Origin of the sequence: Sphingomonas oligoaromativorans (assembly GCF_011762195.1) — a bacterium.
GTDB classification, from domain to species: domain Bacteria; phylum Pseudomonadota; class Alphaproteobacteria; order Sphingomonadales; family Sphingomonadaceae; genus Solisphingomonas; species Solisphingomonas oligoaromativorans.
Window position 1 is genome coordinate 103,991 of record NZ_JAASQK010000006.1, and the last position, 24,464, is coordinate 128,454.

The 24,464-nt window shown below is 69.2% G+C and carries 24 protein-coding genes; 8 read left to right on the plus strand and 16 right to left on the minus strand.

Features of this window, described 5'->3' with window-relative positions; translation table 11 throughout:
* Positions 1-6 precede the first annotated feature (6 nt).
* The 6 genes from FHS98_RS13155 to FHS98_RS13180 form a co-directional block, all read right to left on the minus strand.
* Positions 7-2,661 (minus strand): TcfC E-set like domain-containing protein, encoded by a 2,655-nt coding sequence (locus tag FHS98_RS13155; RefSeq protein ID WP_167105722.1) that lies wholly within the window; start codon positions 2,659-2,661, stop codon positions 7-9.
* Between the two features lie 14 nt (positions 2,662-2,675).
* On the minus strand, positions 2,676-3,179 hold the full coding sequence (locus tag FHS98_RS13160) for a hypothetical protein (RefSeq protein ID WP_167105725.1): 504 nt from the start codon (positions 3,177-3,179) through the stop codon (positions 2,676-2,678).
* Positions 3,180-3,239: 60 nt separating this feature from the next.
* Complete coding sequence (locus FHS98_RS13165; RefSeq protein WP_167105728.1) at positions 3,240-3,812, minus strand: hypothetical protein; 573 nt, start codon at positions 3,810-3,812, stop codon at positions 3,240-3,242.
* Between the two features lie 180 nt (positions 3,813-3,992).
* Complete coding sequence (locus FHS98_RS18990; protein ID WP_167105731.1) at positions 3,993-4,715, minus strand: hypothetical protein; 723 nt, start codon at positions 4,713-4,715, stop codon at positions 3,993-3,995.
* 356 nt (positions 4,716-5,071) lie between these two features.
* The gene (locus FHS98_RS13175) at positions 5,072-5,500 is read right to left on the minus strand and encodes a hypothetical protein (RefSeq protein WP_167105734.1); all 429 of its coding nucleotides are present in this window, start codon (positions 5,498-5,500) and stop codon (positions 5,072-5,074) included.
* A 111-nt stretch (positions 5,501-5,611) separates the two neighbouring features.
* Positions 5,612-6,085, minus strand: coding sequence for a cupin domain-containing protein (locus tag FHS98_RS13180; protein WP_208402261.1), 474 nt, complete (start codon positions 6,083-6,085; stop codon positions 5,612-5,614).
* A 291-nt stretch (positions 6,086-6,376) separates the two neighbouring features.
* Here FHS98_RS13180 and FHS98_RS13185 point away from each other — a divergent pair, with 291 nt between their 5' ends.
* Positions 6,377-8,077, plus strand: a complete 1,701-nt coding sequence (locus FHS98_RS13185; RefSeq protein WP_341786068.1) for an ATP-binding protein — start codon at positions 6,377-6,379, stop codon at positions 8,075-8,077.
* A 58-nt stretch (positions 8,078-8,135) separates the two neighbouring features.
* Here FHS98_RS13185 and FHS98_RS13190 read toward each other — a convergent pair whose 3' ends face one another.
* Together FHS98_RS13190 and ygfZ are read right to left on the minus strand one after the other, a co-directional pair.
* Positions 8,136-8,426 (minus strand): hypothetical protein, encoded by a 291-nt coding sequence (locus FHS98_RS13190; protein ID WP_167105740.1) that lies wholly within the window; start codon positions 8,424-8,426, stop codon positions 8,136-8,138.
* Positions 8,423-9,190 (minus strand): CAF17-like 4Fe-4S cluster assembly/insertion protein YgfZ, encoded by a 768-nt coding sequence (gene ygfZ / locus FHS98_RS13195; protein WP_167105743.1) that lies wholly within the window; start codon positions 9,188-9,190, stop codon positions 8,423-8,425. Before ygfZ ends, FHS98_RS13190 begins: the two co-directional genes overlap by 4 nt.
* Positions 9,191-9,319: 129 nt before the next feature.
* On the opposite strand from ygfZ, the gene FHS98_RS13200 reads away from it, so the two are divergent.
* A complete protein-coding gene (locus FHS98_RS13200) occupies positions 9,320-10,648 on the plus strand; it encodes a dihydroorotase (protein WP_167105746.1) in 1,329 nt (442 codons plus the stop codon).
* A 179-nt stretch (positions 10,649-10,827) separates the two neighbouring features.
* Here the strand turns inward: FHS98_RS13200 and FHS98_RS13205 are convergent, their stop codons facing one another.
* On the minus strand, positions 10,828-12,609 hold the full coding sequence (locus FHS98_RS13205; RefSeq protein WP_167105749.1) for an ABC transporter transmembrane domain-containing protein: 1,782 nt from the start codon (positions 12,607-12,609) through the stop codon (positions 10,828-10,830).
* 195 nt (positions 12,610-12,804) lie between these two features.
* Here FHS98_RS13205 and FHS98_RS13210 point away from each other — a divergent pair, with 195 nt between their 5' ends.
* From FHS98_RS13210 to FHS98_RS13225, 4 genes are all read left to right on the plus strand, one after another.
* A complete protein-coding gene (locus tag FHS98_RS13210; protein ID WP_167105752.1) occupies positions 12,805-14,025 on the plus strand; it encodes a polyhydroxyalkanoate depolymerase in 1,221 nt (406 codons plus the stop codon).
* A complete protein-coding gene (locus FHS98_RS13215; protein WP_167105755.1) occupies positions 14,015-15,592 on the plus strand; it encodes a hypothetical protein in 1,578 nt (525 codons plus the stop codon). Before FHS98_RS13210 ends, FHS98_RS13215 begins: the two co-directional genes overlap by 11 nt.
* A 14-nt stretch (positions 15,593-15,606) precedes the next feature.
* Positions 15,607-16,602, plus strand: coding sequence for an N-acetyl-D-Glu racemase DgcA (gene dgcA, locus FHS98_RS13220; protein WP_167105758.1), 996 nt, complete (start codon positions 15,607-15,609; stop codon positions 16,600-16,602).
* 164 nt (positions 16,603-16,766) lie between these two features.
* Complete coding sequence (locus FHS98_RS13225; RefSeq protein WP_167105761.1) at positions 16,767-17,333, plus strand: hypothetical protein; 567 nt, start codon at positions 16,767-16,769, stop codon at positions 17,331-17,333.
* Positions 17,334-17,554: 221 nt separating this feature from the next.
* On the opposite strand, the gene FHS98_RS13230 is transcribed toward FHS98_RS13225, so the two are convergent.
* From FHS98_RS13230 to FHS98_RS13250, 5 genes are all read right to left on the minus strand, one after another.
* On the minus strand, positions 17,555-17,839 hold the full coding sequence (locus FHS98_RS13230) for an HNH endonuclease signature motif containing protein (protein ID WP_167105764.1): 285 nt from the start codon (positions 17,837-17,839) through the stop codon (positions 17,555-17,557).
* Positions 17,836-19,029, minus strand: coding sequence for a mechanosensitive ion channel family protein (locus FHS98_RS13235; protein WP_167105767.1), 1,194 nt, complete (start codon positions 19,027-19,029; stop codon positions 17,836-17,838). Before FHS98_RS13235 ends, FHS98_RS13230 begins: the two co-directional genes overlap by 4 nt.
* Positions 19,030-19,109: 80 nt before the next feature.
* The gene (locus FHS98_RS13240; protein WP_167105770.1) at positions 19,110-20,201 is read right to left on the minus strand and encodes an acyltransferase family protein; all 1,092 of its coding nucleotides are present in this window, start codon (positions 20,199-20,201) and stop codon (positions 19,110-19,112) included.
* Positions 20,198-21,544, minus strand: coding sequence for a putative O-glycosylation ligase, exosortase A system-associated (locus FHS98_RS13245; protein ID WP_167105773.1), 1,347 nt, complete (start codon positions 21,542-21,544; stop codon positions 20,198-20,200). The genes FHS98_RS13240 and FHS98_RS13245 overlap by 4 nt, the downstream gene beginning before the upstream one ends.
* A complete protein-coding gene (locus FHS98_RS13250) occupies positions 21,537-21,677 on the minus strand; it encodes a hypothetical protein (protein ID WP_167105776.1) in 141 nt (46 codons plus the stop codon). The genes FHS98_RS13245 and FHS98_RS13250 overlap by 8 nt, the downstream gene beginning before the upstream one ends.
* 176 nt (positions 21,678-21,853) lie before the next feature.
* Between FHS98_RS13250 and FHS98_RS13255 the strand changes: the two genes are divergently transcribed.
* A complete protein-coding gene (locus FHS98_RS13255) occupies positions 21,854-23,098 on the plus strand; it encodes a TIGR04063 family PEP-CTERM/XrtA system glycosyltransferase (protein ID WP_167105780.1) in 1,245 nt (414 codons plus the stop codon).
* Between the two features lie 16 nt (positions 23,099-23,114).
* On the plus strand, positions 23,115-23,921 hold the full coding sequence (locus FHS98_RS13260) for a hypothetical protein (protein ID WP_167105783.1): 807 nt from the start codon (positions 23,115-23,117) through the stop codon (positions 23,919-23,921).
* Here the strand turns inward: FHS98_RS13260 and FHS98_RS13265 are convergent.
* The gene (locus FHS98_RS13265; RefSeq protein WP_243848024.1) at positions 23,893-24,237 is read right to left on the minus strand and encodes a hypothetical protein; all 345 of its coding nucleotides are present in this window, start codon (positions 24,235-24,237) and stop codon (positions 23,893-23,895) included. The genes FHS98_RS13260 and FHS98_RS13265 overlap by 29 nt on opposite strands.
* Complete coding sequence (locus tag FHS98_RS13270; RefSeq protein WP_167105786.1) at positions 24,234-24,419, minus strand: hypothetical protein; 186 nt, start codon at positions 24,417-24,419, stop codon at positions 24,234-24,236. Before FHS98_RS13270 ends, FHS98_RS13265 begins: the two co-directional genes overlap by 4 nt.
* Positions 24,420-24,464 lie beyond the last annotated feature (45 nt).

Here is a 24,464-nt window from a genome sequence, read left to right on the forward strand (position 1 = left end):
GCCCGGTCACTGGTTGCAGGCGACCGTGCCGACGCGATAGATCAGGCCGTACTGTTCCTTGCCGATCACATCGTCGATCCGCTTGTTGAGGCAGGCGCCGCCGGATGGCGTCTTCACCGTCATGGCCTCGCCGCGCGGGGCGGTGACGGTGAAATAGCCATGATCGTCGGCGATGGCGAAATCGGTGCCGGCCTCCACCCGCGCATTGGCGATCGGCTTGCCATGCGCGTCCACCGCCTGGCCGAACAGGCTGACGATCTCGCGCGCCTTGAACTCCAGCCGCACGACGTTGCCCGGATAGAGCGGCACGGTGCGCGTCGCCGCGTCGATGTCGAAGGGCGGCGCGTTCTCGGGCTTGAGGCCGATCTGGTAGGAGGCGAGCGACGGCAGGCCGACCGCGATCCGCTGGCCCGCGCGCACGAACTCGCCCGGCCGGTCGTCGACCGTGACGCGATAGCCGCCCTCGGACACCACCGGATCGTCATGGCCGTCGGCGGACGGGGCGGGGGCGTCGGAGGCGGCCTGCGCGGCGCCCTTGTCGCTCTTGATGTCGAGCAGCACGATCGCGTCCGACGGGTTGCGCAGGCCGAGCTTCACCGAGCCGCCGCCGATCACGAAGCCGGTCTGGGCGTTGACCAGCACCGAGGTGTCGCCGCTGCCGCTCGCCTGATGCTGATACTGGGCGGTGGCGTCCACCTCGCCGAGCGCGGCCTCGGCGCGGGCGGTGCCGAACAGGCGATCGCTGTCCGCGTCGGTCGATCCGCCGACCTGCGCCATCACGTCGGTCGCGCCGATCTGCTGCGTGCGGGTGAGCGTGCCGAGCGCGACCGGCGAGAAGCCGCTGCGCAGCGAGCCGTCGTCGCCATGCGCGACCTCGCCGCCCATGTTGAACGCGGCGGTCGTGTGGCGGTCCACCTGGCGGTAGAAGGAGAAGCCGATGCTCACCCGGCGATCGATGTCGGACACGCTGCCCTGCATCGTCATCAGCGCCATGCCGACCAGCGGCAGCACGATCGGGCGGGTATATTGCGCGCTGTAGGTGTAGCGGTTGGGCAGATCCTGCGAGCGGGTATAGCCGCCGCTCAGCGACAGCGTGCCGCCGAACAGCTTGCGCTGGGCGGAGACGAAGATCGAATCCTCGTTGCGGAAGAAGGGGCGGTATTTCTTGAGGTCGAAGCCGCCGGCATCGTCGAGCAGCGTCTCGTTGGTGTGGGTGCTGCGCGCCGAGATGTTGAACGAGGTCTTCTCGAAGGTGAGCGTGCCGCTCACCAGCCCCGAATAGGTGCCGTGCGATCCCACGCCGCCGGCGATCACCGCCTGCACCTTGCCGCGGAACACCTCCAGCGAGGTTTCGGCATAGATGTCGGAATTGAACGCCAGCACCTTCTCGCCGAGCGCGAAGGAATGGCCGACGCGCGTCTGGGCGGAGGCGGTGGCCGCGAACTCGCCGGTCAGCCGGGGGAAGAAGGGGTGCGCGGGCGTGCTGCCGAGGCCGTCATCCTCGAAATTGTCGGAGGTGCGCTCGCCGACGCGGATGTCGAAGGCGATCTTGCCGGGCGGCGGCAGGCCGGCGAGCTTGGTGTAGTTGCGGTTCTCGTCGAGGATGACGTTGCCGCCGTCGCGCGCGACGATGTGGACGTTGTACGATCCGTTCGGGAAGGAGCGCGTGTCGATCGTGGCGAGGCCCGCGCTGTACTGGCCCGTGAAGATCAGCACATTGTCGCGATACACCTCGACCTGCGCCTGCTGCGGCAGCACCACCTGAAGCGGCGAGGCGAGATCGTTCGCGCTATCCAGATAGGTGCCGTAGAAGCTGCCGAACTCCGCGCCCGCGATGCGGTAGCTGGTGAAGGTCAGCAGGTTGAGATCCTGCAACAGGCCGGCCGCGATCCGCCGGTCCGACCAGATGCGCTGGGCGTAGAGCTCCTGCGCGCGGAAGCCCTGATCGTCGCTCAGCACCGTCTGCGCGACGAGCGCGGTGCGGCCGATGCTGGCCAGCGTGTCGAAGGTGCCGCCATAGCGCACCTCCCCGCTTTCCGCCGCCACCGACACGCGCGCGCCCTGGATCAGCGACGGCCCGGAGATGGGCGCCCCCAGCACGCGCGCGGTGGGCACGATCAGATGGAAATAGTCGCGGGCGAGGAACAGCGAGACGGAGAAGCTCTCCGGCGTCACCACCACGCCCGACTGGCCGACCGGCAGCGCCCCGCAGGTGGCGGTGGCGAGGTCTCCGGGGCGGCAGCGATATTGCTCGTTGCCGGGCAGCGCCTGCGAGAGGAGCGCCTTCACCTTGTCGGCGTCGACATCCCCGCCGAGCGCCGCCGCGACCCGCGCGGGATCGGCGAACTGGAGGCTGCCCTTGTCGTAGGTGGCGCTGAACGAGCCGATATGGCGGCCCTGGAAGCTCAGGTCGAAGAGAGTGGTGACCTTGGTGCCGATGTCCTCGAAGCCGGCCGGCGCCTTGGTCTGCAATTGCAGATCCTTGGGCTGGCTGTTCATCTGCGCGCGGTCGGTCTGGCCGAGCATGGCGATCGCAGGCCCTCGCACGGGGCTGGCGGCCTCGGCGGCATGGGCGGCGAGCGCGGGCAGCGCCACGCCCGCGATCAGCAGCGAGCGGCGCAGCGCGCGCGGGGAAGCGGAATGCGACGGAACGGGCTTCACCGATCGGCCACCCTTCAAAGCGGATCGGCGACGAGGCGGAGCCTGTCGAAATATTCGCCGGCCGGCCCCTTCAGCAGATCGGCCTGCGCGGCGCGCAGCGAGAGCGTCGAATTGGGGCCGTGGGTGCAGTCGGCGGCGCTGGGCGCGCTGCCTTCGATCAGGATCAGCGCCTGATCGGACACGTCCACGTCATGCACGGCGCCCGCGCCGTCGCGGAAGCTCAGCGTGTAGTGGACGCGGTTCTTCTGGTTGATGAGCGCGCCGCCGCTCTGGCTGGTGATCCGAAGGCGGAAGCGGCCCGTGGTGCTGACCACGCACAGATCGACCGATTGCCGGGCATCGCCGCGCCCCTGCCAGACGTCGCGCTGGCTCGGGCCATAGACCCGGAGACTGGCCATCGGCGCGTGCATGGCCGACGGCGATGGCGCCATCGACGGTGCGCCCAGCGGCGCGCGCGCCTCGGCCGCCTGCCCGCACGCCGCGATCGCGGCAAGCCCGAAAAGAGCTGTTCGATGCATGGAAATCTGCCCCCGGAAAAGGTTGCGGCGGCCCCGCGGGGAGGCCGCCGCGCCCAGGACTTAGTTCACCGCGACGGTGATCTTCAGCGTGCCCTTGTAGGTGCCCGCGACAGCCGCGAAGATGTCCTTGTTGTCGACGCCGACATGGACCAGCGCGTCCTTGCCGCCCGAGCAGTTCAGGTCGGTCGGACGGGCCTTGCCGCCCGAGGTCGTCTTGTAGCCGGTCACGACGTTGCCCGGCCAGGTGTAGTTCTTGAAGTGGTTGTTGACGTCGTCGGAAACCCACACATTGTAGGCGAGCTTGCTCGGGCCGGTGAGGCCGAAACCGTGGCTGCCGTCGCCGGCGTCGCCGTCGACCTTCATCGTGTAGCCGCCGTCGGCGCCGACGTTCGAGTAGACGCAGAACTGGCTCTCGGCGTCCTGACGGCTGAAATACTTGTTCTGGAGCGCGGCCGGCGTGACGTTGAGGGTCATGTCGGTCAGGCCCGAGATGCGGACCATCTGCGGGATGACGGTGGTGAAGTCCACCGAGCCCTGGCTGCTCGAAGTGTCGAGGTTGCCGTCGGTGGCGGCGAACGCCGGCGCGGCGGCGAGAGCGGAAACCGCGACGAGCGCGCGAAGAAGCTTAGACATTCATTAACCTCCCAGTCGGTAGGGTTTTTTGGAAACAGGCTTTTCGAAGGGCATGTTCGACGAAGGGTCGATGCTGTGGCGGCATCGGCCTTTCGCACATAAGCGGACGCTACACGGATACTGGCGCGTCCCCCGGCCCGCCCGACAGGGGCAGGCCCGATGCGGGAGCCGCGCGGAAAATCAGGGAAAGGTGACGTTCTTCGGGTCGATTGACGCGAATGAACGCGCCTTGGCGTGAAGGCTGTCGGCCGCCGTCTGGGTCTTGAGATCCCAGCTTGCGCCCGGATAGATGCGGTGGGAACCGACGGCCTCGCAGGCGGGCTTGCCCTCGGCCGGCTTGGCGTCGGGGGCGGCCTTGTCGTCGGCGCCCGGCGGGCAGAGCTGCCCGTCGAACAGAAGGATGTTGGTGTTGCCGTCGTTGCGGATGACGAGATCGTCCGTCCCCCGCGTCGTCACGAGCTGCGCCTTGGCGTTGCGGGGGCGGGCGGTGACGAGCACGTCATAGGCGGCGAGGATCTTGATCGCGACCGCATGGTTGTCGCCCGCCGCCGGCGTGTCGATGTCGCCGACCTCGGGGGAGATCTTCACGCGATAGATGCGGTCGCTCTTCAGATCGGCGTTGAGCGAGACGATGCGGATCGAGCGGATCGCGCCCGGATCGAGGATCAGGCGATTGGGGGTGACGAGCAGGCCGAGCTTCTCGGGATCGGCTTGCTCGACGCGCTGTTCCTTGTCGGTGCCGGGGTTGACGATCTCGGAGGGCGTGACCGTGATATAATAACGGTCCTTGCTCTCGTTGCGGACGATGACGTCCGCGCGGGGCGTGGACCGGGGCTCGAAATCCACCCACAGGCGGTCGACCGCAAGCTGCGCTCGGGCCGGCATTGCCAGTCCCGTCAGCATCAGCAGCGTGCAAGCGAACCATGACCGAGACGCCATATATCCCCCAAAAGCGTTACCCCTTAACGCTGAGGCGGTAGGTAGATGACGCCTTGGGGGAGTCAAAGCAGTCCCCGTGTCGACTGTGCCATATCTGGACATGGGGACTGAGGCCGTTCCCGACCGATTTCGCGGCGATCGGCGCGAGTCGGGGGAAATTCGGCAAGAGTTTTCAGAATGATGTCGGCCGTTGGCGGCGTCGATCGCAAGGCGGCGCGACGCCGGTCGGGGCGGCGAGCCGGTTTTCGGCTCCCGCCCTTCGACGCGAACAAAAATACTTGACAGAAATGGTAAACGTCGCCCCGGCGTGGAGGCGGGCGTCAGATGCCCCGGATCATCACCTGCAACGGATCGTGCCGGGCGATGCCGTCGCTCGACAGCGTGTAGTTCTGGCGGGTGAGGCCCTTGTTCTCGCTCTGGAGCGCGGGCTGGAGGTGGAAGCCCGTGCTCGCCGGCAGGCTGACGTCGAAGACGTTGCCGTTGGCGCGGAACACGTCGAGGCTGGAATGGCCCCCCAGCGCCACCTGATCGGGCAGGCGCACCATCAGCCCGGCCGCGCCCGGCTGGAGCGTCCAGAGGCCGACCGCGCCTTCCTCGGTGGCGGCGATCCCGGCCTGGATCGGCGGGATGATGACCGTCACCGTGGCGGTGCCCGAGGAGGCGAAGCCCAGCTCGCCATCGGCGGCGGACGCGGGGACGGAGAATGTCGCCAGGCCGAGCATGGCGCAGATCAGGGTCGCAGATTTCACCAGCCGTACCTCCTCAGATGAGGGCGGGATAAGCCGTAGCCTCCAAGACTTGATTGTCGTGGCTGGTTAAAAAAGCGTTTACGCTGATTCTTCGTCCCGCGTTTTCGCGGTTTACTTCGCCCGAGCGGGCAGCTTGATGCCGAGCAGGACGAGCCGCGCGCCGGTGATGCCGAACCAGTGCGGCGTGCCCGCCGGGATCAGCACGACATCGCCCGGCGCGAGCGCGCGCGTGGTGCCGCCCTCGATCCGGCTGCCCTCGGTGAGGCCGGGCTTGGTGACGCTCGCGTCGACCAGCGTGCCGCCGGACACCAGCGTCCCCGCGCCGGCGATGACGATCGTATATTCGCCGTCGGTGGGGTGGACCGCCGGCTTGCCGGGCTTCTTCCAAATCTCCAGTCCGGCGGCGGTGTCGCCATGGCGGACCAGCGGCGCCCAGGCGAAGCCCTGTCCGGGCTTCATCGCCTTGTCCATCGCCGCCACCTGCGCCTGCACATCGGCCGAGGTGGCGAAGCTGGTGGGGTCGGCCGCCGGGGCCGGGGACGCCGCCCGCGCGCCCGTCGCCATCATCAGGCCGGCGAGGGCCATGCGCGCTCCGCCTCGAACAAACGTCATGATCGCATCTCTCCCAAGGTTTGAGGCAAACAGTCTGGCAGGCCTCCCGGCGGGCGACAACGGGGCGGGAAGGTCGCGAACGACCTTATCCAAAGGTCTCATTGCAAACATCCGTTCGCCGCTTACGACAGCCGTTCCTTTCGAATTAACCGCGATCATTGAGAGATTCGCTTACCAGCCGGATCGAAGGTTTCCAGAGCTGCCCATGACAGGGGGCGCCATAGCGTGGTGTATGCGATGTCGCACGATCGCCGAGCAGATGCGGTGTTGGATCCCTCGGTGCTCGCGACCCGCTGGGCGCGCGTGGCGGCGGCGATGGAGCAGCTTTCGCAGGCCCGATCGCTGGACGATGTCGTCGAGCTTCTGCGCCGCACCGCGCGGCGGATCGTCGGCGCGGACGGCATCGCCGTCGTGCTGCGCGAGGGCGACGCCTGCCATTATGTCGCAGAGGACGCGAAGGAGCCCTTGTGGCAGGGGCAGCGCTTTCCGGCGGGGAGTTGCGTCTCGGGCTGGGCGATGCGGCATCGCGAGATCGTCTCGATCCCCGACATCGCCACCGATCCGCGCGTGCCGTTCCAGGCCTATAAGGACACGTTCGTCCGCAGCATCCTGATGGTGCCGATCGGCGCGGGCGAGCCGGTGGCGGCGCTGGGCGCCTATTGGGCCGCCGTGCATGAGCCGGGCGGCGACGAGATCGCGCTGCTGGAGGCGCTGGCGCGCAGCGCGGCGACCGCGCTGGAGAATGGCCGGCTGATGTCCGCGCTGGAGGCGATGGGCGCCGATCTGGAGCGCCGCGTCGCCGAGCGCACGGCCGAGCTGGAGCGGACGCAGGAAAGCCTCCGCCAGACCCAGAAGATGGAGATCATCGGCCAGCTCACCGGCAATGTCGCCCATGATTTCAACAATCTGCTCTCGCCGATCATGTCGAGCCTCGACATGGTGCTGGCCGGCCGTGCCGCGCCCGAGATCGTCTCGCGCAGCGCGGCGGTGGCGATGGAGGCGGCCGAGACCGCCAAGACGCTGATCCAGCGCCTGCTCGCCTTCGCGCGCCGCCAGCCGCTGGTCTCCACCGTGCTGGACCTGCGCCCGCTGGTCGAGGGGATGCGGGGCCTGCTCCAGAGCACGGTCGGCACGCGTATCGCGGTGGAGATCGCGGTGGACGACGGCCTGCCCGCCATCCGCGCGGATCGGCATCAGCTCGAAATGGCGATCCTCAACCTGACGGTGAACGCGCGCGACGCGATGCCCGCGGGCGGGACGGTGCGGATTTCGGCCGGGCTCTCCGGCGCGGACCGGCCGGAGACGCTGCCGGCGGGCGAGTTCATCCGGCTCGCGATCCGGGACGAGGGCGTCGGCATGGATGCCCGCACGCTGGCGTCCGCCACCGAGCCTTTCTTCACCACCAAGGCGGTGGGCCATGGCACGGGCCTCGGCCTGTCGATGGTGGACGGGCTGGTCAGCCAGATGGGCGGCGCGCTCACCCTCACCAGCGAGCCGGGCCGGGGCACCGAGGTGACTCTCTGGCTGCCGCTCGCGCGCCGCGACAATGCCGTGCGCGTGGTGTCCGCCGCGCCGGCGCGCTCCGCGGTCGGCCGGGCCGAGCTGCTGCTGATCGAGGACGATCCGCTGGTCCGCATCGGCACCGCCGACATGCTGCGCGATCTGGGCTTCACCGTCCGCGAGCTGGAGAGCGCGCGGGAGGGGCTGGCGCTGATCGAGGGCGGCTATCGGCCGGATATCGTCGTCACCGATCATATCATGCCGGGCATGACGGGTGCGGAACTGGCGGTGCGGCTGCGCGCGGATCACCCGGAGATCGCGATCCTGATCGTCTCGGGCTATCAGGGGATCGACCTGATCGCGCCCGATATCGTGCGCCTCTCCAAGCCCTTCCGGCAGGCGCATCTGCGCGCCAGCATCGTCGCCGCCTTCGCGCAGAACAAGGTGGAGATGGAGCTGGCCTAGAGCGATTTCGAAGCGGATGGGATCATCCGCTGGCTCGGAAATCGCGTCAAACCAAAGGCTAGCGCGGGGCTGGGTCGTCCGGGTGGGAGGTGTCGAAGCGCGCCTCGCCGATGGCGCCGGGGTTGGCGCGGATGAAGCGGGCGAGCGCGAGGCCGCCGCCGATGGTGAGCGCCAGCACGAGGCCGAGCAGCACCCAGTCGATCGCCTCCATATGGAAGCCGTAGCTCCGCGCCAGCAGCAGCACCGCACCCGTCGCGACGATGGCGAAGCTGCCGGTGACGAAGATCACCCCCACGCCGCCCAGCGCGGCCGAGCGGCTCGGCGGGCGGCTGTGGACGGGATCGCTCATGCGGGTTCCTCCTCGGCGATGGCGGCTTCCAGCCAGTCGGGGCGGAGCGGGCGGGCTTCGACGGCGCCGAGCTTCACCATATCGCTCGCGCGAAGCTGCTCGACGCGCACCTGCGCCACCGCGAGGCCCAGCGCCGGATAATAGGCCCGCGCAGCCTCGCCCGGATCGGAGTCGACCTCGGCCACGATCAGCCGGCGGTTGACCTTCTGCCGCCAGTTCATCCGCGCGGTGTTCTCCTGGCCGACATAGCAGCCCTTGGTGAAGGAGACGCCATGCAGCTCGACGGCGTTCGCCTCCAGCCACAGCGTCTTGTCGGCGCCGAGTTCGGCCACGCCCTCCGGCACGCCGAGGCGGAGGCGATGGGCCAGCCACGCCCCTTCCACCCCTTCACCCGCCGGCGCCCCCAGCCAGCGCCGGCCGAGCGCGGGGAGGCGGGGGTCGCCCGTCCCCTCGGCCGACCAGTGGACGCCCAGCGTCTCGTCCCGCGTGATCGCGATCGGGCGGCGCAGGCGATAGAGGGTGAGCCGCTTGGCCAGCGCATCGGCCTGGCTCCCCTCGCAATCGATCAGCACATCCTCGCCGTCGGGCCAGAGGATGAAATCCCACTGCGCCTTGCCCTGCGCCGTGAGCAGCGCGGCCCACACCGGCCGCCCCTCGGCCAGTTCGCGGGTGTCGTTGGTGACGAGGCCTTGCAGGAAGTCGCGCACCTCCGGGCCGGACAGGCGGAGGACGGCGCGGGAAGCGAGAAGGGTGGCGGTGCTCATGCCGGCAAGGTAGGGAGGAGCCAATCGGAATGAAACCCGTTCGCACCGAGCTTGTCGGAGTGCGTGCGGCGGGCGAGGCGCGCGGGCCGGCACGTCCTTCGGCTTCGCTCAGGACGAACGGAGTGGGCTGTGGCTGAAACATATGATCTGATCCTCAAGAACGGCACCGTCTGGACGCCCTCCGGCCCGGTCGAGACGTCGGTGGGCGTGCGCGGCGGCCGGATCGTCGAGATCGGCGCGAGCGGCGATGCGGGCGAGACGATCGACTGCACCGGCCTCACCGTGATGCCGGGCGTGATCGACAGCCAGGTCCATTTCCGCGAGCCCGGCCTCGAGCAGAAGGAGGATCTCGAGTCGGGCAGCCGCTCGGCCGTGCTTGGCGGCGTGACGGCCGTGTTCGAGATGCCCAACACCAAGCCCAACACCGACTCGGTCGACGCGCTCAACGAGAAGCTGAAGCGCGCGAAGGATCGCATGTGGTGCGACCACGCCTTCTATGTCGGCGCGACGGCGGCCAACGCGACCGAGCTGGGCGAGCTGGAGATGCTGCCCGGCGCGGCCGGCATCAAGGTGTTCATGGGCGCCTCCACCGGCGACCTGCTCGTGTCCGACGACAAGGAGCTGGCGCGCGTGCTGGCGCATGGGCGCCGCCGTGTCGCGATCCACGCCGAGGACGAGACGCGGATGCAGGAGCGCGCCCATCTGCGCGTGGCGGGCGATCCCTCCTCGCATCCGGTGTGGCGCGACGACGAGAGCGCGATGCTCGCCACCCGCCGCATCGTGAAGCTGGCGCGCGAGGCGGGGCGGCGCATCCACGTCCTCCACGTCACCACCCCCGCCGAGCTGGAGTTCCTGGGCCAGAACAAGGATATCGCCACCTGCGAGGTGACGCCCCAGCATCTGACGCTGGCGGGCGAAGAGGCCTATCCGCGCCTCGGCAGCTATGCCCAGATGAACCCGCCGATCCGCTCGGGCGCGCATCGGGATGGGCTGTGGCACTGGGTCAATCAGGGCGTGCCCGACGTGCTCGGCTCGGACCATGCGCCGCACACCAAGGAGGAGAAGGCAAAGGAATATCCGGCCTCGCCCTCGGGAATGCCAGGCGTGCAGACGCTGCTGCCGCTGATGCTCGATCATGTGGCGAAGGGGCGGCTCACCATGCAGCGGCTGATCGACCTGACGGCATCCGGCCCGCAGCGCATCTTCAACCTCGTCAACAAGGGCCGCATCGCCCCCGGCTATGACGCGGACTTCACGATCGTCGACCTGAAGAAGCGGTGGACGATCGAAGACGAGTGGCTCGCCTCGCGCTGCGGCTGGTCGCCCTTCGCGGGGATGACGCTCACCGGCCAGCCGGTCGGCACGATCATCCGCGGCCGCCGCGTGATGTGGGAGGCGACGCTCGCCAGCGAGGCGCACGGTCGCCCGGTGCGCTTCCAGGAGACCTATCGGCCGTAAGGGGCGCGGCCTCCTCCCGTCCTCCCCCTGCGAAGGGGGAGGGGGACCGCCGCCGAAGGCGGTGGTGGAGGGGCTGAGACGACGGGGATTCCCCTCCACCAGCCTGCGGCTGGTCCCCCTCCCCGCCGAGCGGGGAGGATGGGTTGGCTATCTGTTCGCCCGCCAACGGCCTTGGCGTATCAGCCCGCCGTCTCGAACTGGAGCTTGGCGAGCCGCGCGTAGAGGCCGGAGCCCGCGAACAGCTCGTCATGCGTGCCCTGCTCGACGATGCGGCCCTTCTCCATGACGACGATGCGATCCGCCTTGCGCACGGTGGCGAGCCGGTGGGCGATCACCATCGTGGTGCGGCCCGCCATCAGCCGGTCGAGCGCGTCCTGCACCAGCCGTTCGCTCTCGGCGTCGAGCGCGGAGGTCGCCTCGTCGAGCAGCAGCAGCGGCGCGTCGCGGAGCAGCGCGCGGGCGATGGCGAGGCGCTGGCGCTGGCCGCCGGACAGGCGCGCGCCGCCTTCGCCGAGGAAGGTGTCCAGCCCCTGCGGGAGGCTCTTCAGGAAATCGGCGGCGTTGGCGGCCTCGGCGGCGGTCCAGAGATCCTCGTCGTCCGCGTCCCAGCGGCCGTAGCGCAGATTGTCGCGCGCGGAGGCCGCGAAGATCACCATCTCCTGCGGCACCATCGCGATGCGGGTGCGGATTTCGGCCGGGTCCGCCTCGGGCAGGGGCACGCCGTCGAGCAGCACGCGGCCGCCCTGCGGATCGTAGAAGCGCTGGGCGAGCTGGATCAGCGTCGACTTGCCCGCGCCCGACGGGCCGACCACGGCGACCGTCTCGCCGGCGGGGATGTCGAGCGTGAAGGTCTCCAGCGCGGCGACCTCGGGACGAGTCGGGTAGCGGAAGGTGACATTCTCGAACTGGAGCCGCCCCGCCGCCGGCTGCGGCAGCGCGCGGGGATGGGCCGGCGCGCGAATCTCGGGCCGCTCGGCGAGCAGCTCGCCCAGCCGGCTCGCCGCGCCCGCGCCGCGCAGCAGGTCGCCATAGACCTCGGCCAGCGCGCCGAACGCGCCCGCGACGAGGCCGCCGGTCAGCACGAAGGCGGCGATCGCGCCGCCCGACATGCGGCCCGCCGCGACATCGAGCGCGCCTTCCCACAGCACCAGCGTGATCGCGCCGAAGACGAGGCCGATCACCAGCGCGGTCATCAGCGCGCGGAACGCGATGCGCCGCTTGGCGGTGGCGAAGACGCTCTCGACCGCCTGGCGGAAGCGGCTCGCCTCGCGCGGTTCCTGCCCGAAGGCCTGCACGATCTTCATCGCGCCCAGCACCTCGGTGGCGATCGCGCCGACCGCCGCGATCCGGTCCTGCGTGCCGCGCGAGAAGCCCCGCACCCGCCGCCCGAGCAGGATCAGCGGCAGCAGCACCAGCGGAATGCCGAGCAGCATCATCCCCGCGAGCTTGGGCGCGAGGACGAAGAGATAGGTCACGCCGCCGATCATCGTGAAGATGTTGCGCAGTGCCACGGAGACGGTGGTGCCCACCACCTGCTCGATCAGCGTGGTGTCGGAGGTGAGTCGCGAGGCGATCTCGGAGGGGCGGTTCTCCTCGAAGAAGCGCGGCGCCAGCGTCAGCAGATTGGCCTGCACCTCGGTGCGGATGTCCGCCACCACGCGCTCGCCGAGCCACGAGACGAACCAGAAGCGGCAGGCGGTGGCGATCGCCAGCACCACCACGATCATCAGCAGATAATGGAAGGAAACCGCCAGCCCATGCGGATCGACGCCCGCCGAGAAGCCCCGATCGATGATCCGCTTGAACCCATAGGGTATCCCGAGCGTCGCCGCCGAGGAGACGCACAGCGCGGCGAACGCGGCGAGGATATGACCCGGATAGCGAAGGGCATGTGCCCAGACGAGCCGGAGGTTGCCAAGACGCCGCTCGCGAGGGGCGCTTTCGGGGGCGGATCGAGCCATGGCGGCTCGACTAGCATTCCGACCGGTTCGGCTCAATGCGCGGTTGCTAAGGCGAATGACGGATCGCTCGGTAGGACTGTGGAAACCTCCTTCCTGCATTCCTATTTTGCAACAGCGTTGGGGATAGTTTCGGGTAGAAGGGCAGACCTTTGTGACCGGTTCCATGCGGCAGGTTCGCCGCAACGGGAGATAGAATTGCTGTACGACGCTTATGAATTGCAGCGTTCCTGGCTTTCCGGCGCGAGCCTGATGGCGAATCTGAGCGCGGAATGGCTGCAAAATCCCGTTAACCCTTTGTCGCACACCGGTTTCGGCCCGATGATCGCTTCGGGCCTCGATGTCTTCGCCCACGCCTCCCAGCCGCGCGGGAAGCCGGATTTCGGCTTCACCACCACCCGCGTCGAGGGCAAGGAGGTAGCGGTCACAGAGGAGATCGTGCTCCGCAAGCCGTTCGGCCAGTTGAAGCGCTTCGTGCGTGCCGGCGTGAAGGGCGGCCCCAAGCTGCTGATCGTGGCGCCGATGTCGGGCCATTTCGCCACGCTGCTGCGCGGCACGGTGGAGCGGATGCTGCCCCGCCACGACGTCTACATCACCGACTGGCGCGACGCGAAGCTGGTCCCGCTCGATCAGGGCCGTTTCGACCTCGACGATTATATTGATTATCTTGTTGAATTTCTGGAGCTCATCGGCCCCGGCGCGCATGTCCTCGCCGTGTGTCAGCCTTCGGTGCCGGCCTATGCCGCCGCCTGCCTGATGAACGCCGACAAGAATCCGGCGGCGCCCGCGACGCTGACGATGATGGGCGGCCCGATCGACACCCGCAAGGCGCCGACCGCGGTCAACACCGTCGCCACCCAGCGGCCGCTCGCCTGGTTCGAGCAGAATGTCATCGCCACCGTGCCCTTCTTCTATCCGGGCGCGGGGCGGAAGGTGTATCCGGGCTTCCTCCAGCTCGCCGGCTTCATGGCGATGAACCTCGGCAACCACCTGATGAGCCATTACCGGATGTTCCAGCATCTGGTCGACGGCGATGGCGAGGGGGCGGACTCCACCAAGGCCTTCTACGAGGAATATCGTTCGGTCTGCGACATGACCGAGGAGTTCTACATCCAGACGATCGAGGATGTGTTCCAGAAGCACAAGCTGCCCAGGGGCCAGCTCCTGCATCGCGGGCGCAAGGTCGATCCGGGCGCGATCACCCGCACCGCGCTGCTGGCGATCGAGGGCGAGCGCGACGATATCTCCGGCATCGGCCAGACCAGGGCGGCGCTCACCATCGCCAAAAATCTGCCCGAAACCGAGAAGCGGTATCTCATGGCCGAGAAGGTGGGCCATTACGGCATCTTCAATGGCCGCCGCTGGCGCGACGAGATCGCGCCGGTGCTGGAGGAGTGGATCGCGGGGCATGAGCGCTGAGACAGGCCGCCTCCGCCTCCTGACCCTCGGCGTCGCGCTCGGCGCGCTGCTGGCGGGGCCGGGCGGCGCGGCCGTCCCCCGCAATCCGGTGGCGCCCCCGCACATGCGGCCGGCGGACGACGGGGCGATCGTCGCCCGCGCGCTGGAGCGTGCGCAGGCGCATGACTGCCATGGCGTGCTGGCGCTGCTCGATCCGGTCGTGGCGAAGGAGGAAGGCAAGGGGACGCCCACGCGCTTCTCCGCCCAGCTTCTGCGGCTGCCCTGCCTCGCCGAGGCCGGCCGCCAGCGCGATCTCGCGCCGGCGCTGGCGGAGCTGCGCGCGCAGGCGCCCGACAATCCGCTGGTGCAGGGCTTCCAGGTGTTCGTCGACGCGGACGCCGGCCATTATGCCGAAGCCGCCGACGGCCTGGCGGCGATCGCCGACGCCCGCTCGCGCGCGCTGGCGATGATGCCGGGCGAGCTGTGGCGCGCGCTCGCCCAGAAGCTGACGGCGATGGGCGACGTCCAGCGGCGCGACCGCGTCTCGCTGGCCCTCGCGCTCGCCGACTGGGAGCCGACCGACGAGCCGGCGCTGCCCGAGGCGCTGGCGGCGGACGGGATCGGCACGCTGCTCGATCACAACGCGCCCGACGATGCGCGCCAGTTGCTCGGCCGCGTCCATCGGCCCAATTATCTGTGGGAGATGGCGATCCAGCGGCGCTATGCCGCGCTGTGGCCCGATGTGGAGGCCCGCATGGGGCCGGCCGGCGGCACCGCGATCGACCGTTTCGCCCGCTCCGCGCTCGACATCTATGCCAGCACCCCGCAGGACCAGCAGGCGACGCTGGACGCGGCGCGCGCTTTCCTGTTCCTGCGCCGATACGAGGATGTCGGGGTGACCGCCGGGCCGACCAGGATCGCGCCGGGCATGACCGAGCAGCAGGTCGGCATCGTCCTCACCGATGCCGAGGCGATGGCCGCCGACGGGCATCGCGATCAGGCGCTGGCGCGGCTCCGCCCCTTCGCCACCGCCGACCTCGCCACCACGCCCGAGGCCGCCAGCGCGCTCATCACGCTGGCCGAGATGCTCCATGAGGATGGCCGCTACGACGAGGAGCTGGCGGTCGCCCGCACCGGCACGCAGCACAATGCCCAATATTTCTCGGCCTATGGCCTGAACTGGCTGCGGCGCAACGAGGTGTGCGCGCTCGCCGGGCTCCAGCGCTCGGCCGAGGAGAAAGTCGCCGCCGATGCGCTCAAGGCGGCCTCCGCCGACAATCAGGCGGCGGCGGTGGAAGGCCTGCTCTGCGCCGGGCGCGACGAGGAGGCGGCGGCGATCGCGGTCGCCACGCTCGCGACGCACGAGGGCGCCGATCGCATCGCCGATCAGTTCCAGCCGGAGGGGGCGCTGCTCCCGCATCCGGCTTCGCGGCTGCGCGCGCTCTGGGCGCGGCTGCTCCAGCGGGCGGACGTGAAGGCGTCGTTCGATCGCGCGGCGCGCATCCTGCCCAAGACCTACTGGCCTGCCACGGCCCCGCGCGCGCTGCCTGCGCCCAGCGGTGTCCAGAGCGCAGCCGCCACCACCTGAAGGAGAAAGACGGCATGGCCGACCATTGCACGCGGCTTGCCGCGCGCATCGAGCGCTGGCCGGTGGCCGGCTCGTTCGTGATTGCCCGTGGCGCCAAGACCGAGGTGGACGTGGTCGTCGCCACGCTCGCCGAAGGGGAATGGCGCGGGCGCGGCGAGGCGACCGCCATCTATTATCATGGCGAGAGCGCCGAGAGCGTGCGGGATCAGATCCTGAGCGTCGTCGATCCGATCTGCCAGGGCGCGACGCGGGCGGACCTGCTCTCGCTGCTGCCGCGCGGCGCCGCCCGCAACGCGGTGGACGCGGCGCTGTGGGATCTCGACTCGCGGCGTTGCGGCTTGCCGGTGTGGCGCCTTGCCGGGCTGGACGAGCCCCGGCCGGTCACCACCGCCTTCACCATCTCGCTCGGCGAGCCCGAGAAGATGGAAGCCGATGCCCGCGCGGCGGCCGGCCGCTATCCGCTGCTCAAGCTCAAGCTGGCAGGTGAGGGCGATCTCGATCGCGTCGCCGCCGTGCGTCGCGGCGCTCCGGGCGCGCGGCTGGTGGTGGACGCCAACGAGGCCTGGACCGGCCGCGACGTGGCGGCGGAGGCGGCGGCGCTCGTCCCCTTCGGCGTCGAGCTGATCGAGCAGCCGGTCAAGGCGGGCGAGGATCATCTGCTCGACAATGTGATCTCGCCGATCCCGTTGTGCGCCGACGAGAGCTGCCAGGATCGCAGCGACCTTGCGCGCTGCGTGGGGCGCTATCAGGCGGTGAACATCAAGCTCGACAAGGCCGGCGGGCTGACCGAGGCGCTGCTCCTCTCGCGCGAGGCGCGGGCGGCGGGGCTGAAGCTGATGGTCGGCTGCATGTTGTCGACGTCGCTGGGCGTGGCGCCGGCCTTCCTCGCGGCGCAGGGCGCGGAGTGGGTGGACCTCGACGGCCCGCTGCTCCTCGCCCGCGACCGGCCGGACGGCTTCGTCTTCGACAAGGGCAGGATGCTGAACGCGGGGGCGGGCCTCTGGGGGTGAGGCTGGTTCCGATGGGCGTGGGGCGGCGCGACATGGTTTGTCGCCGAGGCATCGGGGAGGGCCTCGGATGTTGTCGATCCGGGTGTACTGATTGTTGCGTTTGCCATCGCGTTAGGCTGTGTATGTTTGAATAGGAGAATTTCGGTCGGCAACTGGAGGACGATGTGGGGGCTGCTTACAAGTTCGTCGAGTTGGTCCTTCGTATTTGGAACGGCCCTTTCCACATCGGCAAGCTCACTCAACCAACTTCAGTTGGCGATGTGATGTTAAAGGTTCTAGAAACACTTTGGCGCGTTATTGTGGTTGTCGTTTTCGCTCCGGCGGTCGCACTTTGTCTGATGCTCGTGTGGGTGTCCTGGTTGGGGCCTGAGCTGTTCCCACCGCTGAAAGATCAGATCGAAATTGCCGCCCAATATGATGACGGCGCGGCTTCGATCATCTCCACTGGGTCGAAGTCGTTCCGTTGCACGAAGGATTATCCGCTAAAAGTTGAATTCTATAACAAATCACGAAAGACTGTTGGGGATGTATCCTTTTCAATCGAGGCAAACGCGCGGGAGCACTCGACGGATCTGGCTCTCGATACCGGTTATTTGCACTTTGATGGCATCATGAAGCCCGGCTATGGTTGGACGCAGTGCTATAAAATCACCGTGCAGACCGGGTACGATCCAGCAAACCTTGGATATCACGGGAAAGTTATTTTTGCGTCGGAGTCCAAGGTTCAGTAGCGCGCTGCCCTTCAAGCGGTGATGACAAAGCCTGTTTCAAGACCCACGGCTATAACGGTGCGGAAAGGCAACAATTGGGCGTTAGCCGCCACTCCCTCCCCCGTCATCCCAGCGGAGGCTGGGATCTCTCCCGATATGCGCGGCGCTCGCCACCCGAGATGCCAGCTTTCGCTGACATGACAATCACGGGATAGTCCGCAACCGGGGCGGGAAACCGCCCATCACCGCCCCCCATAAGTCGGCGCATGGAAGTCCGGCGGCTTGCCCGCGATCCAGGCGAGGAACCGCGCCATCTCCGGCACCGCGCGCAGCGCCTCCAGCGTCGCGTAGCGTCGTGCCAGCTCCCTGTTGCTCGCCACCCGGTGGATCGCGCGGTGGCAGATCGGGTGGAGCGGCACCGTCTCCCGCCCGCCCTCGCTCTTCGGCACGAGATGATGCCACTCCACCCGCCGGCCCAGCGGACGGCCGCACAGCGCGCAAGAAGTGCCCGAAACCTCCCCGCTCAAGGCGCCTCCTCGGTGTCGCTCGCAACGGGCTCCTTGACGCGCGGCGCGGGCGGGCGGCGGGGCTCCTCGGGTGTCGCGGGCATGTCCTGCGGCTTGCCGTTGGGATCGGCGAAGCTGATCCCCGCCTCGCGGAAACGTTGGAGGATGGCGAGGTTCACCGCGCTGCGCTTCGCGATCACCTCGTTGTAATTGGCGGACATCACGTCGAATTGCAGCTCATACTGCAAGCCTTCCTTGTCCATCCCCATCAGCCCGACGCGGACGAGCTGGCAGGTCTCGGTCGCGTCCACCACGTCGCGCATCAGCTCGATCGCGAGGCGGGCGTCGGCGTCGCTGGTGCGATAGGCGAGCGCGATCTTCTCGATCATCCGGCGGCGGTTGAGCTGGGCGAGGTTGTAGACCTCCTTGGCCAGCAGGTCCGCATTGCTCACCACCACCAGCTCGCCGGTGGTGGCGCGGATGTGCGTGGTCTTGAGGCCGATGCGCTCGATCGTGCCGGAGATGTTGTTCCACTTGATCGAGTCGCCCTTGCGGAAGGGCCGGTCGAAGATGATCGACAGCGCCGCGAACAGATCCTTGAAGATGCCCTGCGCGGCGAGGCCGATGGCGATGCCGCCGACGCCGAGGCCGGCGACCAGCCCCGTCACGTTGACGCCGAGATTGCCCAGCACCAGCACCAGCGCGATCGCGAACAGGGTGAAGCTCACCAGGAAGCGGATGATGCCGAGCGCGGAGGCGAGCGAGCCATGATCCTGATCGGTCATCCCGGCGCGATGCTCGACGAAGCCCAGCACCAGCTCGCGCACCCACAGCGCCGCCTGGAAGGTGAGGCCGACCGTGAAGAGGAAGGCGATCGTCGTGTCCAGCAGCGGCGGCGTGTCGGCATAGCCGTCGACCAGCCGGGCGGCGACGATGACGAGGAACCAGAAGCTGGTCCGCGCCGCCACCCGCCCGATGATGGTGCGCCAGCCGACCAGCGCGTCATGCTCGCGGCACAGCCGCTGGGCCAGCTTCTTCAGGCCGAGCAGCCCCGCCACGATCAGCGCGGCGGCGGCGAACGCGATCAGGATGCGCAGCGAATTGGCGGAGAGCCACGCCAGCGTCTCGTTGGCGAGCAGCCGGGCCTGCCCCACCAGATCGGCGGGCGGCGTGAACACATGGGTCGGCAGGCTGGTCTGGGTGTTGGCCATGAAACTCCTCTCCACCGTGACCGGGCCAACGCGATCGAAGGGCCGGTCGTTCCGGTGACGGCGAAGCGGGAAGGGTGGGATCAGCCCGGCTGGGCGGGCGCGAGCATCGCCTCGTCGCGCCGGGCGCGGCGCGTCCAGCGGCGCAGGATCATGCGTTGCGCCGGCCGCTCGACCAGCGTGTAGAGCGCCACCGACGCCACCAGCACCAGCGCGAGATAGGCCGCCGCCTGCACGGGCGGGACGTTGCCCGCGTCGCGCACGAAGGCGAGCTTGAAGGCGAAGAACAGCAGGAAATGCGAGAGATAGGTCGCGTAGCTGATCTCGCCGAGGAAATGGATCGCGCGGCCCGCCAGCAGGTTGCGCGGCCGCTCCGCCCCGATCGCGAGCGCGAGGAGCAGGCTGGCGAAGGCGAAGGGCACGGCCAGCGTCTCGGCCACGCCCGCCCACCAGCCGAGAAGGGCCGCGGCGCCGGCGATCCAGCAGCTCGCCTCCGCCAGCCAGTCGTGCCGCCAGCGCCGCCACAGCGCGGAAAGCACCGCTCCGCAGGAGAACTCCGTCAGGCAGCGGACCGGCCCGAAGCGGCTGATGTCGAAGCCCAGCGTCGTGGCACCGGCATGGGTGAGCGCGATGTGCAGCGCCAGCAGCGGCACCGCCGCCGCCGCCATCAGCACCGCCGTCGGCTGGCGCTTCGCCGGCAGCAGCAGCGCGACCAGCGGGGTGAGCAGATAGGCCGCCCACTCGCAACTGATCGACCAGGCCGGATCGTTCCACATCAGCGCGTCGGTGAGGCCCCAGTCCTGCATCATCGCGAGGTGGAGCGGCAGCACCGCGAAGGGGAAGCGCGGCGCCGGCCTGCCGGTCGCGAGCAGCAGCAGCGCCATCGCGGCGGCGAAGGCCAGCATGACGGCATGGAGCGGCCACACCCGCGCGATCCGGCGGACGAGGAAATCCGTGCCCGCGCCGCGCCTGCCCAGCCGCTCGCCATAATTGAGCCAGATCACGAAGCCGGAGAGCAGGAAGAAGAAGTCGACCGCCAGATAGCCCTTGGCCAGCACGGCGACGACGCCCGGTTCCAGCCACCCCGCGCAGGCGAGGCGGAGATGATAGAGCACCACCATCCACGCGAAGAGCCCGCGCACCGAGGTGAGCGGGTTGAGTTCGGGCCGCCTCATGCCGCCACCGCCGCCGCGCCCGGCATGGGTTGCGGCCGGTTCTTCGGCCGGGTGCGGCGGACATAGCTGTCGAGCCCGATCTCGGCGGCGAGCAGCATGTAGATGAAGGGCTGGAAGGCGATCGCGATGAACAGCGCGCCGACCAGATAGATGACATGCCCATGCTGGAGCGCGGTGGCGAGCGGCGCGATCCAGGCCTCGCCCGGATCGGTGGCCTTGCGGAAGCGGCGGCGCAGCATCTCCATGCGCAGCAGCCCCGCGATCTGGAGCATCGCCCACAGGCCGAAGCCGAAGAAGCCCTGCTCGCCCAACATCTCGAAATAAGCGGAGTGATAGGCGCGCGCCTTGTCATACTCGACCGCGTTGGGCGCGCCCGCGCCGCCCACGCCCGGCCCCTTCAGCCGGATCGTCAGATGGTTCTGGAGATAGGCGTTGAAGCCGCCGCCGCCCGGATGATCCTGCACATAGCTCCACGTCCACGCCCATACGGCGAGGCGGGTGGAGGCGGATTCGTCGGCCTGATAGCCCTGGATGGTCTGCATCCGCTGGGTGTAGCTCGCCGGCAGCAGCGGGATCGCGACGGCGACCGCCAGCGCCATCCCCGCCATGTAGAGCATCCGCCGCCGGGAATCGCGTAAGGTCATGATCGCGACGAGCCCGATGCAGATCAGCCCGGTGCGCGTCGAGGTGCCGATCGGGATCAGCAGGCAGGCGAAGACGAGCGCGGCGGTGAACAGCCTCACCCGCCAGTCCGCCGGGAAGATCGTGCCATATTTGCAGAGGAACAGGATGGTCGGGATGATCGCGATCGCCACCGTCGAGATGGTCGAGCCTTCATAAAGGCCGGAATTGTCGTCGAGCCCGAGGTTCAGCACGCCATAGCCGCCGCCCGAGAAGATCGTCTTGATCCCCCCGACGATGATGATCGAGGCGGCCGACAGCACCATGAACAGCAGCAGCGCCTCGATGCGCAGCCTTGTCCTCAGCGTGAAGGGCAGGAAGATCGCGAAGATCAGCGCCTTCCACACCCAGTCCCACTTGCCGAGTGCGGCGGTCGGGAAATCGGCGGTCATGGTGGTGTAGGCGCACCACGCCAGCAGCACGATCAGGATGATCTGGCGGATGGAGAGGCGCGTGTCCTTCTTGTCGTCCACCACCAGCCAGCCGCCGACCGCCAGCACGAAGAAGATCAGCGACACCGGCACCGCGTTCAGCAGATAATAGGAAAGCCGCTGCGGCGAGACGATGTCGACATAGGCATAGCCCAGCACGAACAGGAAGGGCCGCCGGAAGCCGAGCGCGATCAGCCCGGCGAGGAAGGCGACGAAGAAGAGATCATGCATCGGGCGCACGTCCCCACGCGGCACGGGGCTTCTCGACGGCATCGTCCCGGTCGAGATCGGCGCGGCGCACCAGCCGCCACGCGGCGATCGCCATCAGCACATGCGTCAGCCCGAGCGAGAAGAGATCGATCATCGCGTCACCGTGGCCATCCGCCCCTGTCGCACAAGCCTGCCGCCTCCGATACCGCCTTGCTTTGGGACAGTCGGAGGGCCGGAGAGGCAAACAGGCTAATGCCCGGCGGTTGACGCTGCGTTAAGCGTCCGGTGCCAGTAGGGCGGAATCCCCGGTTACGGGACAAGGGGCATCCGATGCGTATCCTCCACATCCTCGATCACTCGCTGCCGCTGCACAGCGGCTACACCTTCCGCACGCGCGCCATCCTGAAATCCTGCGAGGCGCTGGGGCTGGAGGTGGCGGGCGTCACCGGCGCGCGCCACGTCGCCGAGGCCGAAGTCGAGGAGGGAAGCTGGGAGACGCATGACGGCCTCCGCTTCTATCGCGGCGGCGGCATCGCGCCGGGCCGCCCGGTGCTCACCGAGATGCGCGAGGTCCGCGCCTTCGCCGACGCGATCGAGCGGGCGGCGGAGGCGTACAAGCCCGACGTGCTCCACGCCCATTCCCCGGTGCTGACCGCGCTCGCGGCCCGCCGTGCGGCGAAGCGGCTCGGGCTGCCCCTGCTCTACGAGATCCGCGCCTTCTGGGAGGATGCGGCGGTCGGCAACGGCACCGGCCGCGAGGGCTCGGCCCGTTACCGCGCCACCCGCGCGCTGGAGACATGGGCGGTGAACCGCGCCGACGCGGTGGCGGTGATCTGCGAAGGCCTGCGCTCCGACCTGATCGCGCGCGGCGTGCCGGCGGAGAAGATCCTCGTCTCGCCCAACGGCGTGGACCTCGGCCTGTTCGGCGATCCGCCTCCGCCGGACGCGGCCTTGCGCGCCCGGCTCGGGCTGGACGGTGCCGAGGTGGTGGGCTTCATCGGCTCCTTCTACGATTATGAGGGCATCGACGATCTGATCTCCGCCATGCCGGCGCTGGTGTCCGCCCGCCCGCAGGCGCATCTGCTGCTCGTCGGCGGCGGCCCTCGGGCGGAGGCGCTCAAGGCGCAGGCGGCGGCGTCTCCGGTGGCGGAGCGCATCCATTTCGTCGGCCGGGTGCCGCATCACGAGGTCGAGCGCTATTACAGCCTCGTCGACATCCTCTGCTATCCGCGCAAGAAGATGCGGCTGACCGATCTCGTCACGCCCCTGAAGCCGCTGGAGGCGATGGCGCAGCGCCGCCTCGTCGCGGCCTCCGATATCGGCGGCCATCGCGAGCTGATCCGCGACGGCGAGACGGGCACGCTCTTCGCCCCCGACGATCCCGCCGCGATCGCCTCGGCGCTCTCCGGCCTGTTCGCCGATCGCGCGCAGTGGGAGGCGCGCAGGGACGCCGGGCGCCGCTTCGTTGAAATCGAACGGGATTGGGCGCAGAATGCGCGGCGTTATCTTCCCGTTTACCAAAGATTGACACAGATGAAGAGGCCGTCCCATGTCATGGCGACGGCAGGACTTTAGGGGGCTGCACGGGTTCATGGCGAAGAAGATTCTCCACGCGATCGATCGCTGGCGCTTCGAGGCGCCGCTGGCCGCCCTGCTGGGCGTGGCCGCCGGCTTCGCGGTGGCCGCCATGCCCGCGTCGATCTTCGCGCAGGCGCCCGTTGTCGGTGGCTATGGGCTGATCGCGCAGGGCGCCGCCGCCGCGCTGATCGCCGTGCTGAGCGGGGTCGTCAGCTATATCCTGATGCGCCCGCCCGCCAGGCCGGGCATCGACGCCGCCACCCTCGCGGAGGCCCGGCAGGAGGAGACGCCGGACGAGCGCCTGCATCGCGTCCGTCGCGCCGATCGCCACCCCGACGCCCCGCCGCGCGCGCCGATCCGCGCCAGCCGCGATCTGGGCGCGCCGCTGATGGAAGTCGGCCTCTTCTTCCAGGAAACGGCCGGGCAGACCGAGACGGACATGATCCTCGACGGCGAGTTCGTCGAGCTGGCCGGCGAATTGCCGGCGCCGCACCCGGCCGAGCCGGATGTCGGCGAGACGGAGACGCTCGACGCGGTCGAGGAGCTGGCCGAGACGGTGCCGGTCGAAGAGGAGGAGGCCGCCCCGATCGTGGCCGCCGCTCCAGTGCCGCCCGTCGCGCCCGCCCCGATCCTGCGCGTCGTCGCCCCGCGCGAGCGCCAGAGCCTCGATGCGATGATCGACCGCCTCTCCGCCGGCCTTGAGCGCCGCGCCACGCTGCGGCCGATGGACGGCCCGGTCGGCGAGGCCCCGCGCGACATGCGCCCGGCGCTGCGCGAGGCGCTGGAGGAGCTCAACCGGCTCGCCGCCAGCCGGGCCTGACCGGCTCGGCCTCGGGCTCCTCGATCGTCAGCGCCTCGATCCCGAGCACCGCCGCGCCGTCCTCGATCCGCGCGATCGCCTGAAGATCGGCGACGAAGCCGCCGCGCATCGCCAGCTCGCAATCCTCCAGAGCGGCCGCCAGCCGTTCGGCGCGGGCGGCGGCGTCCGCCCCCTCCAGCGCCAGCGCCAGCCGGTGCCGCGCGCCGACGAACAGCGCGCTCGCCCAGTCCCGGCTCTGCGCGGACAGCATCCGGCACGGCCCGACATGCGGCGCCAGCGCCCGGAGCAAGGCCGCCTGAGACTGATCCGTGGTCATTGCGCACACCCCTCATGACGATCGAGCCAGGCATGGACGCGCGCCTCGGTGGCGGAGCGCACCTCGCGACCGTTGCGCAGGTCCGCCACGAATCGCGGATCGCCCACCACCTCGCGCCCGAAGCGCGTCGGCGGGGTGCCCGTGCGCCGCAGATGGCGCTGGATTCGCGTGAGGAGATGCATGGAAACCGGCCTCCTGTGGGACTCGATGAGTGACTATATGGACAT

Bases quoted from the DNA above. Each gene is read 5' to 3' on its own strand.
- FHS98_RS13160 (WP_167105725.1), bottom strand. From the start codon at position 3,179: ATGCATCGAACAGCTCTTTTCGGGCTTGCCGCGATCGCGGCGTGCGGG.
- FHS98_RS13165 (WP_167105728.1), bottom strand. From the start codon at position 3,812: ATGTCTAAGCTTCTTCGCGCGCTCGTCGCGGTTTCCGCTCTCGCCGCC.
- FHS98_RS18990 (WP_167105731.1), bottom strand. From the start codon at position 4,715: ATGCTGACGGGACTGGCAATGCCGGCCCGAGCGCAGCTTGCGGTCGAC.
- FHS98_RS13180 (WP_208402261.1), bottom strand. From the start codon at position 6,085: ATGGCCCTCGCCGGCCTGATGATGGCGACGGGCGCGCGGGCGGCGTCC.
- FHS98_RS13190 (WP_167105740.1), bottom strand. From the start codon at position 8,426: ATGAGCGATCCCGTCCACAGCCGCCCGCCGAGCCGCTCGGCCGCGCTG.
- ygfZ (WP_167105743.1), bottom strand. From the start codon at position 9,190: ATGAGCACCGCCACCCTTCTCGCTTCCCGCGCCGTCCTCCGCCTGTCC.
- FHS98_RS13205 (WP_167105749.1), bottom strand. From the start codon at position 12,609: ATGGCTCGATCCGCCCCCGAAAGCGCCCCTCGCGAGCGGCGTCTTGGC.
- FHS98_RS13215 (WP_167105755.1), top strand. From the start codon at position 14,015: ATGAGCGCTGAGACAGGCCGCCTCCGCCTCCTGACCCTCGGCGTCGCG.
- dgcA (WP_167105758.1), top strand. From the start codon at position 15,607: ATGGCCGACCATTGCACGCGGCTTGCCGCGCGCATCGAGCGCTGGCCG.
- FHS98_RS13235 (WP_167105767.1), bottom strand. From the start codon at position 19,029: ATGGCCAACACCCAGACCAGCCTGCCGACCCATGTGTTCACGCCGCCC.
- FHS98_RS13240 (WP_167105770.1), bottom strand. From the start codon at position 20,201: ATGAGGCGGCCCGAACTCAACCCGCTCACCTCGGTGCGCGGGCTCTTC.
- FHS98_RS13245 (WP_167105773.1), bottom strand. From the start codon at position 21,544: ATGCATGATCTCTTCTTCGTCGCCTTCCTCGCCGGGCTGATCGCGCTC.
- FHS98_RS13250 (WP_167105776.1), bottom strand. From the start codon at position 21,677: ATGATCGATCTCTTCTCGCTCGGGCTGACGCATGTGCTGATGGCGATC.
- FHS98_RS13255 (WP_167105780.1), top strand. From the start codon at position 21,854: ATGCGTATCCTCCACATCCTCGATCACTCGCTGCCGCTGCACAGCGGC.
- FHS98_RS13260 (WP_167105783.1), top strand. From the start codon at position 23,115: ATGGCGAAGAAGATTCTCCACGCGATCGATCGCTGGCGCTTCGAGGCG.
- FHS98_RS13265 (WP_243848024.1), bottom strand. From the start codon at position 24,237: ATGACCACGGATCAGTCTCAGGCGGCCTTGCTCCGGGCGCTGGCGCCG.
- FHS98_RS13270 (WP_167105786.1), bottom strand. From the start codon at position 24,419: ATGCATCTCCTCACGCGAATCCAGCGCCATCTGCGGCGCACGGGCACC.